Raw genomic sequence first — 18,917 nt, forward strand, 5'->3', positions numbered from 1 at the left:
GCTGGCGGTCACCCTCGGCGAGGAGGATGTGCGCGCCGCTGTGTCCCGGTACCCCGAGATCGCGCTCGCCGCCGTCAACGGCCCGGACGCCTGTGTGGTCTCGGGACCGGTCGACGCCATCGAGGCGCTGTCGGCGGCTCTCGGTCGCGCCGGGATCCCCGCGAGCAGGCTGCGGGTCGACGCCGCCCTGCATTCTCCCGCTGTCGCGGCGGCGGTCGCGCCGCTGCGCGCCGCGGCGGCGGAGGTGCCGTCGGCTCCGGCCGCATTGCCGCTCTACAGCACCCGCACCGGTCGGCCGGTTCGTGTCCTGGACGCCGAGCACTGGGCACGGCATCTGCGGGAACCGGTGCGCTTCGCGGCCGCGCTGCAGGCCGCAACGGCCGCGACGCCGACAACCGTGGTCCAGGTCGGTCCGGGCAGTTCCCTCGCCGCGCTCGCGCGCCGCAACGCGCCGCCTACGCTGACCGCCGCGCTGACCACCCTGGCAGACCCCGGGGAGCAGGCCGCTGGCCCGGCCCCCGATCGGGCGGCGCTGCTCACGGCAGTCGGTCAGCTGTGGTGTACGGGCGCGGCTGTGGACGTCGAGGCCTTGCATCGTCGCCGCCGCCGCACTCGCTTGCCCGCCTACCCATTTCAACGCCGCAGTCTCTGGATCGACTCGCCCACCGAGACAGCGGCGACCCAGCCCGCGCCCCGGTCCGCAGCCCGGAACGGCGCCGGTCCGCAGCCCGGCCCGGACGGAGGGATCGAGGCGCCCGCGGTGGTGCTCGCACCGTCCGTGGCGCAGGCTCGAGCGGCCGTGGAGCGGTCGGCGGTATCGTCCACCCGTGCACCGGTGCTGCCCAACGGCCGACCGGTCGCGACGGAGTCGATCCCTCCGCCCGCATCGCCGGCGCGCAACGGCAGACCGCAACCGGCGACGGGTGTCCCGTCGCGCGACCTTGTTGTCGCGCAGGGCAGCTCGGAGCCGGCGGCGCCGCCCGCCCCGGAGCCTGCCGTGTCGCCCAGGTTCGCGACTGCGGAACAGGAGCGGATCGCCGCACTCTGGGAAGAATTGCTGGGTGAGCCGGTGGCGGACGCCGACGCCGACTTCTTCGCGCTCGGGGGCACCTCCATGCTGGCGACCAGGATGCTCGACATCCTCAACGACGGCGAGCACACCGATATCCGCATGCGAGAACTGCTCACTCACTCGACCGTTGCCGCCTTCGCGGTGCTGCTGCGAGATCGCCGCCCGGTGGCGCCCATCGCGGCCGCATCGGAGGCACCCGAGCCGCCCGCGCCCGAGATCGCACGTCCGCAAGACGTGACCAGCGTGGACATCACCTTCCCGCTCACCCGGGTACAGCACGCGTATTGGGTCGGCCGGTCGGGTGCATTCGGGTTAAGTGACGTGTCCTGCCACATCTATCTCGAATACGACTGTGACAAGCTGGATCTCGATCGCTACGAGCAGGTGTGGAACCAGGTGATCCACCGGCACGAGATGCTGCGCGCGGTCATCACCGAGGACGGGCGCAACCACATCCTCCCCGAGGTGCCGCGATTCCGGATTCGCCGCCACGACCTCACCGGCTCCGCCGCCGAGGCCCGCGAGGACACGCTGTCGGACCTGCGGCGTCGTCTGTCGCACCGGGTGCACCGCCCGGACCGGTGGCCGTTGTTCGACGTGCGGGCCGCGCTCCTGGACGACACCACCACCCGGCTGTTCGTCGGCATCGATGCGCTGATCTGCGATGCGGGCAGTTTTCTCGTCCTCGACCGCGATCTGCGGCTGCTCTACACCGACCCGGCTGCCGTGTTGCCGCCCCTGCAGACACGCTTCGCCGATTTCGTGGCGCATACCGAGGCCCGCGCCGAGTCCGCGGACCGCAGGCGGGCGATCGACTACTGGCAGCGCCGGATGGACAGCCTGCCCGGCGCGCCCGCCCTGCCGACGCGCACCCGCACCCAGGCCCAGCCGTGGTTCGCCCGCCGGGAGGCCCGGCTCGCGCCAGGAGAATGGGAGGGGCTGCGGCGGCTGGCGGCGGACCACGGCGTCACGCCGTCCGCCGTACTGCTCACCGCCTACTCCGACGTGCTCGCCGCCTGGTCCGGTGACGAGCGGTTCACCCTGTCGCTGACCCTGATCGACCGGCCGGTGGCGCTGTCCGGAATCGACGGCGTGGTAGGCGATTTCACCACGCTGCTGGCTCACGAAGTCGATCGCACCGAAGGGGGCGCGTTCGCGCAGCGCGTCGCACGCACCCAGCGACGACTCTTCGACGATATCGATCACCGCGACTACTCGGCGCTGGACGTGCTCGCCGAACTGTCCACCCGCACCGGGCAGCGCCGGTTGCTGCCGGTGGTGTTCACCAGTGCCCTCGATGCGGCCCATCTGGTCGACGGCGCCCCGGATCTGGAGTGGGCGGGCCGAATAGCGCACGGCGTGAGCCAGACACCGCAGGTATGGCTCGACCATCAGGCGTTCGTCCATGCCGGGGGAGTGCAGCTGCAGTGGGACGTCCTGGAGACCGTGCTCGATCCCGCGGACACCGACACCGCGTTCACCTCCTACGTGGAGTGGCTGCGCCTCCTCTCCGGTGATCCGGAAGCGTGGACCGCACCGGATTCCGGGACGCGCAGCGGTGATCGCGACGAGGACGTGGCCGCCGCGGTCACCGAGATCTGGGCGCAGGTCCTCGGTGTCGAAACCCGGGCCGTGCAAGCCCATTCCACCTTCGTGGGTCTGGGCGGCGATTCGGTGCTGGCGGTGCGCATGGCCACCATGGTCCGCACACGGCTCGGTGTGGCGGTGCCCGTGGCGGAACTGGTGGGGGACCTCTCGTTCGCCGATCTCGTCGCGTTGATCGCGCAGCGCCGTTCCGGGATCGCGGCGACGGCTGTCGAGCTGGCGCGGCAGGCCGACCCCGCGGCGCCGTTCCCGCTCACCCCGCTGCAGCAGGCCTATTGGGTGGGGCAGCAGCACGGATACGCCCTCAGCTACGACTCGGCGCACAACTATGTCGACTTCCGGCTCACCGGAATCGATCCGACCGTCCTGGACGAGGCGGTGCGCCGGCAGGTGGAACGCCAGCCCATGCTGCGGGCGATCTTCCTGCCGGATGGCACCCAGCAGGTGCTGCCCGTCGACGATCCGCGACTGGCCGCGCTCCCGATCATCCATCTCGACCTGCGATCGGCCGCGGCCGAGGACATCGACCAGCGGCTGGCCGCCATCCGCGCCGATGTGCAGCGCACCGGTCCGCGCCTGAATCCCTGGCCGTTCGCCGTCACCGCCGTCCGGCTCCCGGACGACGAGCTGAGCTTGCACATCGTGTGCAGCCTGCTCGTGGCCGACGGGTGGTCGGTGCAGCTGATGTTCACCGAATTGTTCACCTACCTGGACGAACCCAATACAGTCCTGCCCGCCCTCACCGCCCACTTCGGCGACTACGTGGAGACCATCGGGCGCCAGCGCGGCGAACCGGAATGGCGAGCACAGCGGGACTGGTGGTGGGAACGCATCGATGATCTTCCGCCCGCTCCCGCGTTGCCCCTGGCGGCGCCGTTCGATCAGGTACGTCCGGACACGCTGGAACGGCGGGAATTCCGCGTATCCGGCGAGCACATGGCGGTCCTGCGCGACCGCTGCGCCGAGCACAACATCACACCCACCACGATGTTCGCCACCTGCTGGGCCGCGGCGCTGGCCCGGATGGCGGGGCACCGCCGCTTCCTGCTCAACGTGCTCTATCTCAACCGTCTGCACCTGCCGCGCGATCTCGACCACGCCATCGGTCCCTACGCGGGGACCGTGCTGCTCGACATCGCCCTGCCCGCGCGGCCGACGTTCCTGACCGCAGCCCGGACCGTGCAGGAGTCCATCGCCACCATGCTGGACCACGGACAGGTCACCGGCGTCGAGGTGTTGCGCGAGCTGGCACGGCGCAGGCGCGACACCGCGCCGCAGGCGCCCGTCGTCTTCCACAGCACCCTCGGGCTCAATCCGCCCGGCGGCACCCCCGACACGGTCGTCGTCCGCGATTTCTATCAGCGTGTCCGCACGCCGCAGGTGGCCTTGGACATGCAAGTGTTCCAGTGGGATTGGGACGACTCGGTGGTGGTGAACCTGGACGCGGTCGCGGAACTGTTCCCCCCTGGTGTGCTCGACGCGCTGTTCGCGCAGGTGTGCGACATGATCACCGCGCTCGTCGACCGGAACGGCACCTGGACCGCGCCGCTGGAGGTGCCCGATGCCGAACAACCCGCCCACATCGACGCCGCACCGGTCCGGACGGTGGCGAGCGGCCCGCCCGCCACCGACACCGAGCGCGCCGTCGCCGAACTGTGGCAGCGGATGACGGACGTCTCCGGTGACCTCGACCGCGGCACCGACTTCTTCGCTCTCGGAGGCGACTCGGTACTGGCCATCCGGATGCTGAATCGGCTGCGCGCCGAATTCGGCTTGGCCTTGACGCCAAGAGAATTCCTCGCCGATCCCACCCTGGCCGCGGTCGCCGCGTCCGCGCGACGCGAAACCGCGGAGCCGTCGGTCCCGGGTGACTGGGTGGTGCCGCTGCGCGACGGCGCCGGACGGCCGCTGTTCCTGATCCACCCGACCGGTGGCGATGTGCTCTGTTATGTCGATCTGGCCCGCACGCTGGACACCGGCATACCGATCATCGGGATACAGGACCCGCAACTGGCCGGCGCCCCCGGCCCGGAGACGATCACCGAGCTGGCGCGGGTGTACGAGGACGTCGTGCGCGCGCACCAGCCGACCGGTCCCTACCGGATCGGCGGCTGGTCGATGGGCGGAATCATCGCGCACGAGGTGGCACGCGGGCTGCGCGCGGCCGGTGACACCGTCGACGCACTGGTTCTGCTGGATTCGAACATCGCCGATCGCATCCACCATGTCGACGGACGCGGTTTCTGGACCCGCTACCTCGGCTCACTCGCCGCCTACCTCGACCTCGAAACCGGCACGCCCGGCGCGGATTTCGACGGGCTTGCGGACGAGGAGCAACGAGATGAGATCCGGCGCCTGCTGGCCGCGGCCGGCCTCGTCGAGCGGGGCGACCCGGCCGACCAGCGGGTCAGGGAAGACATCTTCCGGCGTCATCTGCGTGCGCTCGGCGCGCATCACACGGGTCATCTCGACGGCGACGGGCTCGAGATCCTCCTGGTGCGCGCCGAACGGCCCGCGCCACACAACTCCGGGGTCGGCATGGGAGTCGACGACTGCTCCGATCTCGAGGACCTCGGATGGGCAGCGCACACCGAGGTCGTCATCGACACCCGGCCGGTCGCGGCCCACCACTATGCGCTGCTGCGCCCGCCCGCCGTCTCGACGGTCGCCCATCTGGTGTCGGAACTGCTCGCGATCCTGGACGATTCGGAGAAGTCGTGACCGACGACTATGCCGCCGCCGCGGAGTTCTACGACCTCATGGCCACACCGTATGTGGCCACCGTGGAACCCGTGCTCGCCAGGTTGCTGGCCGAGGTGGACACCATCGCCGGACCGGTGGTCGATATCGGTGCGGGCACCGGCCTGTCCACGATGCTGGTCGCCGACGCCTTGCCGGACGCGCGGATCGTCGCGGTGGAACCGGCGGCGCCGATGCGCGCAGTGCTGCTGTCGCGGCTTGCCGCCCGCAAGGACCTGCGCGAGCGGATCACCGTGCTGCCCCGCGGCTGCCTCGATACGCGACTGCCGACGGGGTGTGCGGCGGTGGTCGCGCTGGGCGTCATCGGGCACTTCGATCCCGCCACCCGGCCCCGGGTGTGGAGCGCTGTCGCGGACGCGCTCGCTCCGGGCGCCGATGCCGTGGTGGAGGTGCAGCGTCCCGGGCGCGTCGAACCGTCGGCGGAACGCCGATACACCACCGCCAAGGCCGGTGACCTGCGGTACGAGGGCTGGAGCCGGGCCGACCCGCTGGACGCGGAGTCGCTCGTCTGGCGGATGATCTACCGCGCCTACGACGGCGACCAGCTGGTGCAGGAGGTGTGCACCGAGCACCACGTATGGCCGGCCGATGTCGACCGCCTGACCGCCGAGGCGCGTACGGCCGGTCTGCGGCTCGCCGATGTGGACTCGGCGACCGGGCTGCTGCGCTTCACCCGCTGACCGATCGCGGCATCCGTGCTGCCCGGGAACCGACGGCGACGGCCGACCGGATCACTCGACCCGTTATGGAGGACAACGTAATGACCGACGACGCCACCGCCGTGGTGCTGGCCGCGGTCGGCGATCTGCTGCCGACGCTGCGCAAGCGTGCCCAGGACACCGAGCTGGCCAGGCGGATCCCGATCGAATCGTTGGAAGACATCACCGCTACGGGATTCTTCGGCCTGCTGCGCCCGCGGCGCTACGGCGGGCTGGAGGCGCATCCGGCCGTCTTCTACACCGCGGCCGCCGAACTGGCCTCCGCATGCGGCTCGTGCGGGTGGGTCGCCGCTGTCCTCGGTGTGTCGCCGTGGAACCTGGCGCTGTTCGACGGTCGCGCCCAGGACGAGGTGTGGGGATCGGGCGTCGACGTCCCCCTGTGCTCCTCGTACGCCATGACCGGCACCGCCGTTCCCGTCGAGGGCGGTTACCGGCTCAGCGGCACCTGGGGTTTCGCTTCCGGCTGCGACCACGCGCGGTGGGCGTTGCTGGGCGCGCGGGTGATCGTCGACGGTGAGCCGGTCGATTCGGGCACGTTCCTGGTGCCTGCCGGTGACTATCGGGTGTCGGACGTGTGGCATGCGGTGGGGTTGCGCGGCACCGGAAGTAACGACATCCATGTCGAGGGGGTGTTCGTGCCCGCCCACCGGGCGCTGTCCTCGGATGCGGTGACCGCATGCCGCACGCCGGGCCAGCAGGTCAACGCCGGGGCGCTGTACCGGATCCCGTTCGGCTGTCTGCACACCAGCGCCATCACGGCGGCCATCGTCGGCATGGCGCGCGGAGGTTACCGGGCGTATCTCGAGCAGCAGAGCGGCCGAGTGCGGGCGGCGTTACCCGGCGACGCGCGAAAGGACACCGGTTACCGCGGTGACCAGTTCCGCGACGACCCGGCCACGCTGGAGCGGATCGCGTTCGCCGCGACCGAGATCGATGCCGCCTGGCGTCAGCTCACCGGCAACATCGAAGACATGTACGCGCTGGCGGCGGCCGACCGGCCCATCGGACCGCGTGATCGCTTGCGGTTGCGCCGCGACCAGGTCCGCGGCACCGAGCGCGCCGTGGCCGCCATGGACCGGCTGTTCGAAAGCTCCGGCGGCCGGGCGTTGCGGCCCGACAGCGCAGTGCAGCGTTTCTGGCGCGACGTGCACGGGGGCCGAGCGCATGCGGCCAATGATCCCGAGCGCGTGTACCGCATGTTCGCCGCTGCCGAGCTCGCGGCCGCGTCGCAGGCGCACCAGCCGTGACCGATGAACTGGCCGCCGTACTCGGACGCCACCCGTGGGTGGACTCGGCGCGGTGGGACGAGCGGCGCGCGGCGCTGGTGGTGCGTCCTGCCCCGGAGGCCGTCGCGGTGCGACCCGGGCCCGGCGCGTTGCTCGTGGAGTATCTCGAGCACTGGCGGCACGTGTACGAGTTCGTCTACTCCTCCGAAGAGCTGCGCCACGGCGACGACCTCGATCTGTCCGGATGGCGCGCCTCCGACACCGGTGCGGCGTTCCCGCGCGAGCACATGCTGGAGTGGATCGATCACGCCGTCGGGCTGGTGCGGCGCGGCCGGCCCCACACCGTGCTCGAGATCGGCTGCGGCAGCGGGCTTCTCGTTCACCGGCTGGCTCCGGCCACCCGAGGCTACGTGGGCCTCGACCCGGCCGCGCCCGTGGTGGAGAGGCTGCGCGCTCGACGCCTGCCGGGCGTCTCGGTGCTGCGCGCCGCCGCGCACGAGCTCGCCGCCGACCGGGTGCGCGCGGCATTACGTGGGCTGGACGCGAGCGGGCGGCCGGACTGCGTAGTGCTCAACAGCGTGACCCAGTGCTTCCCGGACGAGCGCTACCTCACCGCCGTACTCGACGACGCGCTCGACGTCGTCGCACCCGGAGGCGCTGTCGTCGTCGGTGACATCCGCAATCTCCTCGGGGCCCGGAATTTCGCTCGATGGCTGGAACTGGCGCGCGATCCCGGCCTGAGTGCCGACGATCTGGCGCGACGGGCCGCCGCCCGGCTCGACGCGGACGAAGAACTCCTGTGCGATCCTCGCCTCTTCACCCGGATCGCCCGCCGCCATCCTCGATCGGTGCGGGTCGCCTGCTACGCCAAACCGATGCGAGACGATACCGAGCTGACCCGATACCGCTACGACGTGGTGCTCACCGTGGACGCGCCGTCGCCGGGCCCGCACCGTACCGTCGCCTGGCGCGAGTTCTCCGGCCGCGACGCCGCCGACCGGACCGCCGCGCTCGCCGACATCGTGCGCCGGGAAGCGGCCATGGTCACCGGCATACCGAACGCGCTGCTCGTCCCCGACGCCGCGGACGCGGTCGCGCCCGCTGCGCTCGCGGCGGCGCTGCCGCCGGATTGCGCGGTCCTGCTCGATTCGGCCGACGCGCGGCTGCTGGCCGCAGGCCGCCCCGAGCACCAGCCGGACGATGGACGCCGAGCCGCCGCTCGTCGCCTGCAACGACCCGTTCACACGCTACGTGCGCCGCCGGATGCCGGAAGTCCTCGCGGACTATCTCGAATTACTCCGCGGCGCAACGGTACCGCCTTCCATCGTCGTCTCCGAGGAGTTCGCCACCACATGACCGCTACCCGATCGACGGACTACCTCGCCGACCTGCGCGCGGCCTGCCGAGGCGCCGTCCTGACGCCGGGCGATCCGGGATACGACCGGGCCCGGCAACGCTGGAATTCGGCCGTCGACCAGCGGCCCGCCGCCGTCGTACGCTGCGCCGGGGTTCCCGACGTCCGCGCCGCAGTCACGAGTGCGCGGCGGCACGGACTGGTGGTGTCGGTGCGCGGGGGCGGCCACGAAGTCGCGCGCCACCCGGCGGCGAACGGCTCGCTGGTGCTGGATCTGTCGCGGCTGCGCACGATCACCATCGATCCGATCGCCCGGCGTGCCACGGTCGGCGCGGGCGTCACCTGGGCGGATTTCGATCGCGCCTGCCACCGGCACGGCCTGGCTGTGACCGGAGCGGACGTGTCCACGGTCGGCGTGATCGGTTCGACGCTGTGCGGCGGCAGCGGATGGCTGCAGCGGATGGCGGGCTTCACCTGCGACAGCGTGCGCTCCGCTCACGTGGTGCTGGCCGACGGCCGACTGGTGCACACCACCCAGGACCAGTACCCCGAACTACTGTGGGCGCTGCGCGGCGGCGGCGGCAATTTCGGTGTCGTCGTGTCGGTGGAGTTCGCACTGCATCCGATCGGCTCCGTGCACGCGGGCACGCTGCTGTTCCGGCTGGAGTCCGGGCGCGCCGTGTTCCGCGAATTCCGGGAGCTCTGTGCGGAAGCCCCGGACGAGCTGGCGCTGCGCGCGACCCTGCTGCACTGGCCGCCCACCGCGCCCGAGGGGCCTGCGATGGCCGCGGTGACGGTCGCGTACTTCGGGCCCGACGACCGGGCCCGCGCGGCCTTGGCCGGACTGAAACGCCTGGGCGAACCGGAGCTCGACCTCATCCGGCCGCTGGATTACCCACAGCTGCAACGCAATACCGAGCAGGCGTTCCACGAAGGTCACGGCACCGCCACCGGAACGGAATGGCTGCGCGCGTTCGACGACGACGCCATCGACGCGCTCATCGACCTCGCGGCCGACATGCCCACCCCTTATTCGCTGGTCTCGGTCCATCAACTCGGTGGCGCGCTGCGCCGGGTGCCGGTGGACGCGACCGCGTTCGGCTACCACGACGCCGCCTACCACGCGGTCATGTTCTCCGGCGGGCCGGGCGGGACGGATCTGGACCCGTCACGCCGGTGGATCGCCGAGGTGGTGGCCGCGCTGCAGCACTGTTCTGCGGGCGGGCCCTATATCGGGATCCTCGACGACACCGCGTCACCGGAACGGGTGCGCCGCGCCTACCATCGCGATTCCTATCCGCGACTGCAACAGCTCAAACGCCGCTACGATCCCGACAACCTCTTTCGCTGCAACCACAACATCCCGCCGCTGAACGAGGCGCGATGACCACCGGCGAAGCCATCGACATCGCGGCGCGCGCCGCCGCGGCGATCGCCGATTTCGATGCGCGGCACTGCCTTTCCGCGCGCGGTGACCTCGATCTGTTCGGCCTGCGCGCCATGGCCGCCGCACTGCGACCGGCACTGTCCGGCGGCAGGGTGCGCACCGAGGACGACATCGCGGCGGCACTGGACGTCGCGCCACGACATCGGTGGCTGCTGCGGCGCTGGCTCGGCGTGCTCGCCGCGCACGGATGGGTGGAACATGCTGACGGACAGACTTTTTCGTCGCTGCGGGAGGCCACCGCGCCGCAACGCGCCGATCTGGATCGAGTGTGCGCCGACCTCGGGTTCTCTCCGCAGTTGGCGCGCTTCTTCGCGGCTGCCAATCGCCATGCGCTCGATCTGTTGCGGGACCGAGTGCTCGCCCAGGAGTTGCTGTTCCCGGACGCCGACCTGCTCACCGCGGAGGCCGCGTACCGGGACAACCCGGTGAACCGATACTTGAACGCGGCGGCGGGCGCGATCGTCACCCGGGCCGTGGACGCACTCGCCGCCGACCGTCACCCCGTCCGCATCCTCGAACTGGGCGCGGGTGTGGGAGGCACCACCGCCGACCTTCTCCCGGTGCTCGACGGCCTTCCCGTCGAATACCACTTCACCGATGTGTCGTCGTTCTTCCTCGACGCCGCGCGGGCGCGCTTCTCGCGCTACCCCTGGCTACGTTTCGACCTGCTCGATCTCAACGCCGAATTGCCGCCGAAGCGGTCCTTCGACATCATCCTGGCCGCGAACGTGTTGCACAACGCCCACCACTGCGGCGCGACGCTGGGACGGCTGCGCGAGCTGTTGCGCCCCGGCGGGCACCTCGTCGTCATCGAGTCCTGCCGGGAACACTGCCAGTTGCTCACCTCCATGCATTTCCTGATGTCCGCCCGTCCCGGCGGTGTACGTCCTGGTCGCGACGACGTGCGCGCGGGGACCGACCGCATCTTCCTGACCGAAACCCAGTGGCGCGCCGCGCTCATCGCGGCCGATCTGCCCGCCCGGCTGGTTCTGCCCGGGCCGGAGCACGCGTTGGCCGCGCACGGCCAGCGGATCTTCGCCGCTCGCGCCCCACGGTGACCCGAGGAGTTCGTCATGTCCCCGCGCCCTGCCGTCGCCACCGGCCACGGCGTTTCAGACCATTACGAGGTGGGCCGGGAGAAGATCCGGGAATTCGCCCGTGCCGTGCAGGATGCGCATCCCGCGCACTGGGACGATTCCAGCGCCGCCGCGCTCGGTCATCGTGGCCTGGTCGCGCCGATCACGTTCGCCTCGGCGGTCGGCTCTCTCGCGCAACGGTCGCAGATGCGGGCCGCGCTCGACGGATACGATCCGGCCCACCTGCTCCACGTGGATCAGGACATCCGCTGTCACCGGCCGGTGGTCGCGGGAGATCGGCTGACGCACGAGGTCATCGTCGATTCCCGGCGGTCCACACCGAGCGGTGACCTCATCGCCGTCACCACCGTCATCCGCGACGCGATGGCGGACCCGGTGCAGACCGTGCACACCACCCTGGCCGGACGCGCTCGGGAGCTGGCACCGACCGTGCGGGCCGTCGCCATGCTCGACCTCCCGGCACCGGTGTCGGCCCGGCCCGCGCCGCGAGCCGTGCGATCGAGCTCGCTCGCGACGGAGGCGAACGCCGGGGTCGCCGTGCCGGGATTGACGGTCGGCCGACGCTTCCCCCGGCGCGTGTTCCGCTTGTCCCGCGGTGAACTTGTGCACTACGCCGGTGTCTCCGGCGACGTCAATCCGATTCATTGGAGTGACGAGGCCGCCCGGCACGCGGGTCTGCGCATGGTGACCGCGCACGGCATGCTGACGATGGGTCTCGGCGCCACGTGCCTGAGCGAATGGCTCGGCGTCGCGGACGGCGTCGTCGGCTACTACGTGCGGTTCGCGAGCCCGGTCCCGGTGGCGCCCGACAGCCTGGCCGAGATCTCCATCGGCGGCGTGGTCCGATCCGTCGACGACGCCAGCGGGCGGGCGACCATCTCGCTCACCGCGCAGTGTGACGATGTCGCGGTTTTCGCGGGGGCCACCGCCACCGTGCGCACGAGGTGATCGACGCCCCTTGCCGCCAGGGTGTCTTCATCGATCTTGTTCGTAGCTGTGTTCCGGCGCAGCTACCCGCTGATAGCCGGTCACGCGGAGAGTCGGTACGAGCTCGGGATCGTGTTGTGCGCTGCCCGGCTCGACGAAACCGCGGACCTCGAGCCACGCGTCGTCCTCGATCGACTCGGTCATCCCGGCCAAGTGGACCTGCACGTATCGGGCATCGCCGACACAGCAGGTGATGACTACTCGGGCGAGGTCGGCGTCGGGTGTGCCAGGATGTCGCCGCCCGGAATCGTCCGGCCGCATGACGAATCCGCTGACCATCACCTCCCTGCCGTCGAGCGAGCGATCGGCGTCGAGCAGCGCCCTGTTCACCAGTTCGACGAGCCGCAGCGTCGGCACCGCGTCCGCGGGCAGCGGCGGAAACGACCGCTGCCCGTTCCCGCGCCGGACGATTCGCGCGACACGACCTGGACTCGGCTGCTGGTCGACGCCGCTTGGGCGCCCAGCGCGGGCGGAGCGATGAGCAGCAGTGCGGCAGCCGGAAGCAACAGCAGCCATTGGACTCGGCCGCCGCCGTGCGCGTGGTCGTGCTCGGCGCCGCCGCGCCGCGCCTGATGTCGCGCCCGATGGCCACGACTCCCAGCAGGACGAATCCGATGCCACTGACCACCAGGAACGGATACAGGCTCGGCTTCACGTAGCGCAGGTACGAGCCGTCGAGCGCGGTCCACAAGACCGCGCCGCCGATCAACAGCAAAAGCAGATTCTGCGTCTCCCGCCTCATCGGGCGCCTCCCAGCAGAACGTATCCGGCGATCATGCCGCACACTACGGCCACCACGAAAGTCAACGGAGCGAACCGCAGCGCGAACGAGCGCCCGAACGCGCCCGCTTGCATGGCGAACAACTTCACATCGACCGCGGGGCCGACCACCAGGAAAACCAGTCGCGGCAGCAGCGGCAACGCCGACATGCTCGCCGCGACAAACGCGTCGGCCTCCGAGCAGAGCGCGAGCGCGATCGCCAGCACCGCCAGCACCACAGCCGCCAAGACCATCCGCCCGGCCAGGTGTTCGTACCAGGCGGGCGGAACCAGCACGTGCAGCGCGGCGGCGGTCGCGGCGCCGAGCACCAGAAACGCACTGGCCTGCAACAAGTCGTGGCGGGCGGCTTCGGTGAAGACCTCCCATCGGTTGCGGCCGACCGCGCAGTGGTCGCGCCTGCCACCATGCAGCAGCCGCGCCGGCCGCCCGATCCTCGCCCAGATCAGTCCCATCACCACCGCGGTGGCCAGCGAGCCGGTGAACCGCGCCGCGACCATGCCCGGCTCGCCGGGAAACGCCACCGCGGTGGCGATCAGCACGACAGGGTTGATGGCGGGCGCGGACAACATGAAGGCCAATGCCACCGAACCCGGTGCCCCCTGCTAGGTGAGCCGACGCGCGACCGGCACCACCCCGCACTCACAGCCCGGCAGCGCCATACCGGCCAGCCCGGCCACTCCGATCGCGGCGGACTCGTTGCGCGGCAGCACCCTCCGCAGCACCGCGGGCGAGACGAACGCCGCGATCGCGCCGCTGACCAGTACCCCCAGCAGCAAGAACGGCACCGCCTGCACGAACACACCCGCGAAGACCGTCACCGCGGTCTGCCCGAGTTCTACCGCCAGCTCGAACGCCTCTAATTGGCGCTGGCCGCCCGCCTCCCCTATATCCATCTGGCCAGGTTCTTCCACTTCATCACTAAGTGGCCAGCCCGACGGTGACGGCGCCGAGCCCGGAAGCCGGACGATCCCGCGATGAGAACGTCGGCTGGGCCACCCGGCGGCGCGGGTCGGAGGGGTGAGGCGCCACGAGGCGAAGATCGAACTCGGGAAGGGCGAAGGCAACACCCGGATTCATGACACCGCCCGTGTCAACGACAAACGCGGCCGCGACTTCACCGATTACAACAGCGGGGTGGTGGTGCGGCGCTGACGCTCACACCCTCAATCAGCTGCGCCTGGACCGGGAGTGCTGGCCCGTCACCCGCATGCCGCCACCGGCGGAGCCGCGGTGTCGGTGTCGGCACAGCGCCAATGGTGATCGTGGGAAGCGCCGGATCTGACACCGACAGCCCAGCATGCACCACCCCCGATTCCGTTCGTGCAGCTCACCGGCGAGTGTCAGCGAGTAGGCTGGAGATATCCGGCGGCACCTCGCATGCCGACCAGCCAAGGTCGCGTCGTCGCCGATTCGAATTCCGGCCCCCCGGCGGGGGGCTGCGACAGGAGCGTCTCATGACGCCACGATCGACGAGCGCGCATCCTGCACCGCCTCATCACCTACCGCTTCACACACCACGATTGCGATTGCGTCCGCGCGGTGAGGGCACCGACTGTGTCGAGGGGGTCTGGTGGCCTCGCACGCGGGACCTTGCCGCCGAGCTCCCCGGACTGTTCACCGTCCTGCGGCCGCGCCTGGGACCGGTTTGGCGGGTTGTCTACGATCCCGCCGGATGGTTCCCCTCCGCTGGGTACCTGCAGCTGGGCAGTCACCGAACCCGCTTGGACGCTCATCGTTTCGAGCGATTCAACACGATGTACGTTTGCGGTGCGCACGGCATCGTCGTCGTGCTGCAGGTCATCCCCTCCACCACCGGCGCCGGCATCGCGAACGCTGTGCTGGCAGCGGCATCGAATACCCCGGGATGAAGGTGGATCATGATCGACGACAGCGCGACACGTCCCCTCACCAACCACGCCGCCATGGGTCAAACAGCCTCCGCCCGAAGTAGCCGACAGCCGTTCCCGTCCCCGACGCGCACACCACGCGTCCTGCTCCGCCGTCGCGATTCCGGATCCGGGCTCCTCGATGGAGCCTGGTGGCCGCGGACCGCGAATCTCACCAGTGAACTACACGACCTGATCACCGTTCTCACCCCCAGGCTCGGTCGCCTGGACCGGGTCGGATTCGCCTGGAACACCAAGAGTCTCGCGCAACGCCGGATCGATGACGACGACGGAGTGGACATGTGCGGCCCGGTGCCGGGCCAGCCGCCCGACACCATGCAACTATTCGGCACCGACGGCGCCGAGCTGGCCCTGCTGATCATCCCCGCCAACACCGAACCGCTGATCGCGGCCCAGCGCATGCGGCACGCCTCGGGACAGTCCTCGACGATAGACACCGGCGACCCACGCGAGGGAACTGCGCGCAGCGGCTGAGAGAAGACCCGCTGCCGGCGCTCATATCGCCAGGACGCGGGCGGCCTGTGCTGGATGCGCAGTTCGTTCGCTCGGGGCACGGCCCTGGTCGACGGTGGCCACCACACCACGACGACGGAGCAGGCTTTTGGCTTGGCGCCAGCGCAGGATCAGCTCGTAGCGGCGCTCACCGTCGGTCACACACACAGCCGACGCTGCCTGGATGAATGCCCGCAGCTGTGACCGCTGCCGCGTAGGCTCGCGGGCTATGACATCGGAGGATCTCGAGGCACGGGTGTCCGCGCTGGAGGAGCAGGTCCGCGAGCTGGCCGGGCGGGTGCGCAATGTCGAACAGGACGCGGCGGCGGCGCGGGTGCTGGCCGGTGGCGCGGACCGGGACGTGACCGAAATCCGATCGGAGATCCGTGACTTCCGCCAGGCCGCCGTGTCGGGTCTGAGCGACCTGCGCACTCGGGTGAACGACCAGTTCGCCGAGGTGCATAACGGGTTCGCCGAGATGCGCGGCAAGCTCGCCGCCGCCGCGGCCGGGCAAGCCCGCATCCTCACCCTGGTGACCGCCCTGGTCGAACGCAGCGAGCGCCGGTAGGACCGACGCCGGGGGTGGGTCAGGGCTCGCGCGGTTCGCCCAGCGAACCTGCGCGGGCACTTCCTCGATGCTCGCAGTGGATGCTCGTTTGCCGCAAGCGAGCGGCCCGCAAACCCGGAACGGTGCGGGAACGCTTTGTTGCGTCGGTCGAACCAGCAAGCGGGGATACCGGGCCGGTGTTGTGTTCTCTCGCGACATGACATGCGCCCGCGTCACGACCGGCACCGATCACCAGGTGTTCGATCGGAGTCTATCTCCACGCTTGTGCCGCGACACTCGCCGGCGGCTGCGGGGCCGTAGCCGCCCGGGGACTTACGCTGTGGAGGCGGCGAGTCCACGGGTAACGAATCAGATTCAGGCGCGGGTAGACACCCCCAACCGCCGTACCGTTCGACCAGCGCAACACGGCGGCCCGCAGACCTCCTGTCTGCGGGCCGTTTTCCTATCGATCGGTTGTCTCTCCTGGATGGACGCCCGGGCCCGACGCACACCCCTACCCGGCGAGAGCAGAAGGGGAAGGTAACGGGCGGGTTGCCGGTCCGGAACGCGGGTAAGCCCGACAGCGGTGCGCCGTTGCGCCGACTCGACGCTGTCTCACCATCGGAAGGAGGGGAAAGTCGATATGAGTACCCGCGAGACCACGACGTTGCTGGCGCAGCTACGCGCTGTGCTGGCGTTGACCAACACCGAAATCCAGATCGCCGACACCCGCATCGCCCAAGCCCGCACCGAGGCGATACGCCAGGAATTGTCCGCCAACGCCGAGCGCGCCCGCGACCGCGCCGCCGCCATCGAGGCCGCCATCCGCGAACTCGGTGGTGTCCCGGAGGTGATCGGCCCTTTCCTCGGCCGCGCGGTCGCCGCGGTCAAAGCGCTGGCCGACCAAGCGCAGCCGTTCGAGGAGGCCCTGCTGGGCGATCTCACCCTCGAACACCAACTGCTCGATCGCGCCCGCTACATCAAAGCCCTCGCCACGGCCGCCGGGCATCGCGAGGTCGTGGGGTTGGCCGACCGGTTGATCACCGCCCACACCGAAGCAGTGGACTGGCTGACCACCGTCCTGGCCGAAGACGCCCTCGGCGGCCCCGCCGCGCTGCGCCCTACCCTGCTGCAAGCGGCCACCGGGACCGCGGTAAGACTGTTCAACCTGCCCGTCGACTGGTCCGCGCGTGGCCTGGACCGGGCGCTGGACACCGTCCGCGCCACCGGACCTGCCCTGGGGGAACTACTCGCCCAAGGCGGCCGCGCCGGCGACGTCGCGGTCAAAACCTTCACCGCGTCCCGGGACGCGGCGCTGGCCACCGCCGAGCAGGTCACCCGCCGTGAAGGCGCCGACACCGCCGCCGACGCGCTGCGGTCGGTCCGCGGCGCCGCCACCAGCGTCCTGGATCCCGACGAACTACCCATCAGCGACTACCCGGAGCTGAACCTCACCCAGGCCGCCGCCGCGATCAAAGAACTCACCGACCCCACCGACATCCGCGCGATCCTCACCTACGAACAAGCCAACAAGTACCGCCAGGGCGTGCTCACCGCCGCCCGCAACCGGCTCACCACCATCGCCAGGGACATCACCGGACTCACCTGAGCCCATCAACCCTCTATCGATTCCATCCGAACCAAAACAGATCGGTTGGTGTAGTGCGTCGCCGGGTCGCCGGGATCCTCCCGGTCCGGCGACGTGGTCCGAGGATGCGGGTGTGATTCCTCACGCGCTACCCAGGACAACATCCCAGCCGCCCTGGGCAGTGGCATGCACCCCGGTCATACAGCCACGACGCAGCACGCCGGCCAGTCCTATCTCCGGGCAGCCACCGTGGCGGATCGACAACCAGACTGCATTCAGCGCGCGAGCACCAGGCACCGGTCACCGGCGCGTCCTGATCACTGTGGGTCAGCTCGGTGACTGTCCCTGGTTCACGGCTGCGTCGGGGAGGCTCACCGCTGGGTTCCTGGCCGGGGTCGGTGTTGTGGCTGCGGGCTGACGCTCGGGTGTTCGGTGGCGTACAGCTCCCGTTGCAGCGCGGCCACGGCGAGGGCGAGGGCTCGTTCGGCCTGGTTCAGCAGTCTGCGGCGGCGCAGCGGGTCATCGGTGACGCTGGCGAGCACTTCGTTCTCCAGCTCCTGCACACACCAGCCAAGCCGAGTCCGTTGGTGGTGGCGGCTGCTGAAGCCACGAACTCGCTGAACGACTCTCGACCTCGAATAGGTCGCATGGTGGAAGCGGTTCGAAGGGTCAGAGCGACTCCTCGGGCCAATCCGAGCCGCGATTGACCAAGTCGGCGAGCATGCCCATCGTGGACTGAAGTGCGGGTACACCAAGGCTCTCAGGCTGGCTGCCTTCTCCATCTGCCGACTCGTTGGCGTGGCTTCCGGTGAAGAGGAATCTCCACTGCTCACGGTCTGGCATCCAAACCGCTGCGGAGCGCGACTGCCTATCGAAGTAGGCGTTGCCCCGCTCGACCCAGACCTCTTCGGCAACATCGGGATCGATCGCAACAAGAGTGCTGGTCAGGTTGGGCACGCTGGCACGGAATTCCGGGCGCCGATTGAGCGACGCGAAACCGAAGGTCGCCACCGTGTGCGGATCAGGCTCGGGGTACCTCGCGTTCCACGACTGACTCAGCTGAGTCATGACCTCGTCATATCCCTGGTCGATGATCTCCTCATCGCCTGCATACAGCGTGCGCAGGATCTCCGCGGTGGGAGATCTCATGGGGTCGTAAGTGATCCGTCGGATCCCGGCCTCGGATACCTCGTACCGCCGCATCCGCCGCCTCTCCAGCGACGTAGCACCCGAAGTCAGATACTCACCCAATCCGCCGCGGCGCAGAACCACCGTGATGGCCCAATCGAGATAGAGTCCGTCGCGCTCGCCGTACCGCACGTGCAGCTCGGTACA

15 protein-coding genes and 1 pseudogene are annotated in these 18,917 nt (G+C 70.2%); 11 read left to right on the forward strand and 5 right to left on the reverse strand.

Annotation, left to right across the window (positions count from 1 at the left end):
* Position 1: 1 nt before the first annotated feature.
* The 6 genes from ON21_RS32180 to ON21_RS32210 all read left to right on the forward strand — a co-directional run bounded on the left by ON21_RS32180 (position 2) and on the right by ON21_RS32210 (position 12,228).
* Positions 2-5,398 (forward strand): condensation domain-containing protein, encoded by a 5,397-nt coding sequence (locus tag ON21_RS32180; protein WP_281032725.1) that lies wholly within the window; start codon positions 2-4, stop codon positions 5,396-5,398.
* A complete protein-coding gene (locus ON21_RS32185) occupies positions 5,395-6,117 on the forward strand; it encodes a class I SAM-dependent methyltransferase (protein ID WP_051021568.1) in 723 nt (240 codons plus the stop codon). Before ON21_RS32180 ends, ON21_RS32185 begins: the two co-directional genes overlap by 4 nt.
* Before the next feature lie 80 nt (positions 6,118-6,197).
* The gene (hsaA, locus tag ON21_RS32190) at positions 6,198-7,403 is read left to right on the forward strand and encodes a 3-hydroxy-9,10-secoandrosta-1,3,5(10)-triene-9,17-dione monooxygenase oxygenase subunit (RefSeq protein WP_051021574.1); all 1,206 of its coding nucleotides are present in this window, start codon (positions 6,198-6,200) and stop codon (positions 7,401-7,403) included.
* Positions 7,400-10,123: an FAD-binding protein gene (locus ON21_RS39020; protein WP_051021569.1), complete on the forward strand. Its 2,724-nt coding sequence runs from the start codon at positions 7,400-7,402 to the stop codon at positions 10,121-10,123. The genes hsaA and ON21_RS39020 overlap by 4 nt, the downstream gene beginning before the upstream one ends.
* Positions 10,120-11,241: a class I SAM-dependent methyltransferase gene (locus tag ON21_RS32205; RefSeq protein ID WP_051021570.1), complete on the forward strand. Its 1,122-nt coding sequence runs from the start codon at positions 10,120-10,122 to the stop codon at positions 11,239-11,241. The genes ON21_RS39020 and ON21_RS32205 overlap by 4 nt, the downstream gene beginning before the upstream one ends.
* 15 nt (positions 11,242-11,256) lie before the next feature.
* Positions 11,257-12,228 carry a fused (3R)-hydroxyacyl-ACP dehydratase subunits HadA/HadB gene (locus tag ON21_RS32210; RefSeq protein ID WP_039804379.1) on the forward strand — a complete coding sequence of 324 codons (972 nt, stop codon included), beginning with the start codon at positions 11,257-11,259 and terminating at the stop codon, positions 12,226-12,228.
* A gap of 27 nt (positions 12,229-12,255) precedes the next feature.
* Here ON21_RS32210 and ON21_RS40440 read toward each other — a convergent pair whose 3' ends face one another.
* Together ON21_RS40440 and ON21_RS32220 are read right to left on the reverse strand one after the other, a co-directional pair.
* Entirely contained in the window at positions 12,256-12,624 is a 369-nt protein-coding gene (locus ON21_RS40440) for a TIGR03943 family putative permease subunit (RefSeq protein ID WP_051021571.1), read from the reverse strand.
* Between the two features lie 381 nt (positions 12,625-13,005).
* Positions 13,006-13,941: pseudogene (locus ON21_RS32220) on the reverse strand (permease).
* A 124-nt stretch (positions 13,942-14,065) separates the two neighbouring features.
* Between ON21_RS32220 and ON21_RS40705 the strand changes: the two are divergent.
* The 3 genes from ON21_RS40705 to ON21_RS32230 all read left to right on the forward strand — a co-directional run bounded on the left by ON21_RS40705 (position 14,066) and on the right by ON21_RS32230 (position 15,429).
* The gene (locus tag ON21_RS40705; RefSeq protein WP_281032726.1) at positions 14,066-14,200 is read left to right on the forward strand and encodes a hypothetical protein; all 135 of its coding nucleotides are present in this window, start codon (positions 14,066-14,068) and stop codon (positions 14,198-14,200) included.
* A gap of 302 nt (positions 14,201-14,502) precedes the next feature.
* Positions 14,503-14,916, forward strand: a complete 414-nt coding sequence (locus tag ON21_RS40445) for a DUF5994 family protein (RefSeq protein WP_063821171.1) — start codon at positions 14,503-14,505, stop codon at positions 14,914-14,916.
* 9 nt (positions 14,917-14,925) lie between these two features.
* Positions 14,926-15,429: a DUF5994 family protein gene (locus ON21_RS32230; RefSeq protein WP_174372237.1), complete on the forward strand. Its 504-nt coding sequence runs from the start codon at positions 14,926-14,928 to the stop codon at positions 15,427-15,429.
* A gap of 21 nt (positions 15,430-15,450) precedes the next feature.
* Here the strand turns inward: ON21_RS32230 and ON21_RS39030 are convergent, their stop codons facing one another.
* Entirely contained in the window at positions 15,451-15,609 is a 159-nt protein-coding gene (locus tag ON21_RS39030) for a hypothetical protein (protein ID WP_157171112.1), read from the reverse strand.
* A 67-nt stretch (positions 15,610-15,676) separates the two neighbouring features.
* Between ON21_RS39030 and ON21_RS32235 the strand changes: the two genes are divergently transcribed.
* A complete protein-coding gene (locus ON21_RS32235) occupies positions 15,677-16,015 on the forward strand; it encodes a hypothetical protein (RefSeq protein ID WP_039804381.1) in 339 nt (112 codons plus the stop codon).
* A gap of 622 nt (positions 16,016-16,637) precedes the next feature.
* A complete protein-coding gene (locus tag ON21_RS32240) occupies positions 16,638-17,603 on the forward strand; it encodes a DUF8129 domain-containing protein (RefSeq protein ID WP_039804383.1) in 966 nt (321 codons plus the stop codon).
* A gap of 350 nt (positions 17,604-17,953) precedes the next feature.
* On the opposite strand, the gene ON21_RS32245 is transcribed toward ON21_RS32240, so the two are convergent.
* Together ON21_RS32245 and ON21_RS32250 are read right to left on the reverse strand one after the other, a co-directional pair.
* Complete coding sequence (locus tag ON21_RS32245; protein ID WP_039804384.1) at positions 17,954-18,145, reverse strand: hypothetical protein; 192 nt, start codon at positions 18,143-18,145, stop codon at positions 17,954-17,956.
* Positions 18,146-18,251: 106 nt separating this feature from the next.
* A partial coding sequence (locus ON21_RS32250; RefSeq protein WP_157171113.1) for a hypothetical protein occupies positions 18,252-18,917 on the reverse strand: 666 nt, incomplete at its 5' end.

The organism is Nocardia araoensis NBRC 100135, assembly GCF_000308435.1.
In the GTDB taxonomy this organism is placed as follows: domain Bacteria; phylum Actinomycetota; class Actinomycetes; order Mycobacteriales; family Mycobacteriaceae; genus Nocardia; species Nocardia araoensis.

Excerpts from the sequence above, each read along its gene's own strand:
- ON21_RS32210 (WP_039804379.1), top strand. The coding sequence starts at position 11,257 with ATGTCCCCGCGCCCTGCCGTCGCCACCGGCCACGGCGTTTCAGACCAT.
- ON21_RS40445 (WP_063821171.1), top strand. The coding sequence starts at position 14,503 with ATGACGCCACGATCGACGAGCGCGCATCCTGCACCGCCTCATCACCTA.
- hsaA (WP_051021574.1), top strand. The coding sequence starts at position 6,198 with ATGACCGACGACGCCACCGCCGTGGTGCTGGCCGCGGTCGGCGATCTG.
- ON21_RS32230 (WP_174372237.1), top strand. The coding sequence starts at position 14,926 with ATGATCGACGACAGCGCGACACGTCCCCTCACCAACCACGCCGCCATG.
- ON21_RS32240 (WP_039804383.1), top strand. The coding sequence starts at position 16,638 with ATGAGTACCCGCGAGACCACGACGTTGCTGGCGCAGCTACGCGCTGTG.
- ON21_RS32205 (WP_051021570.1), top strand. The coding sequence starts at position 10,120 with ATGACCACCGGCGAAGCCATCGACATCGCGGCGCGCGCCGCCGCGGCG.
- ON21_RS32235 (WP_039804381.1), top strand. The coding sequence starts at position 15,677 with ATGACATCGGAGGATCTCGAGGCACGGGTGTCCGCGCTGGAGGAGCAG.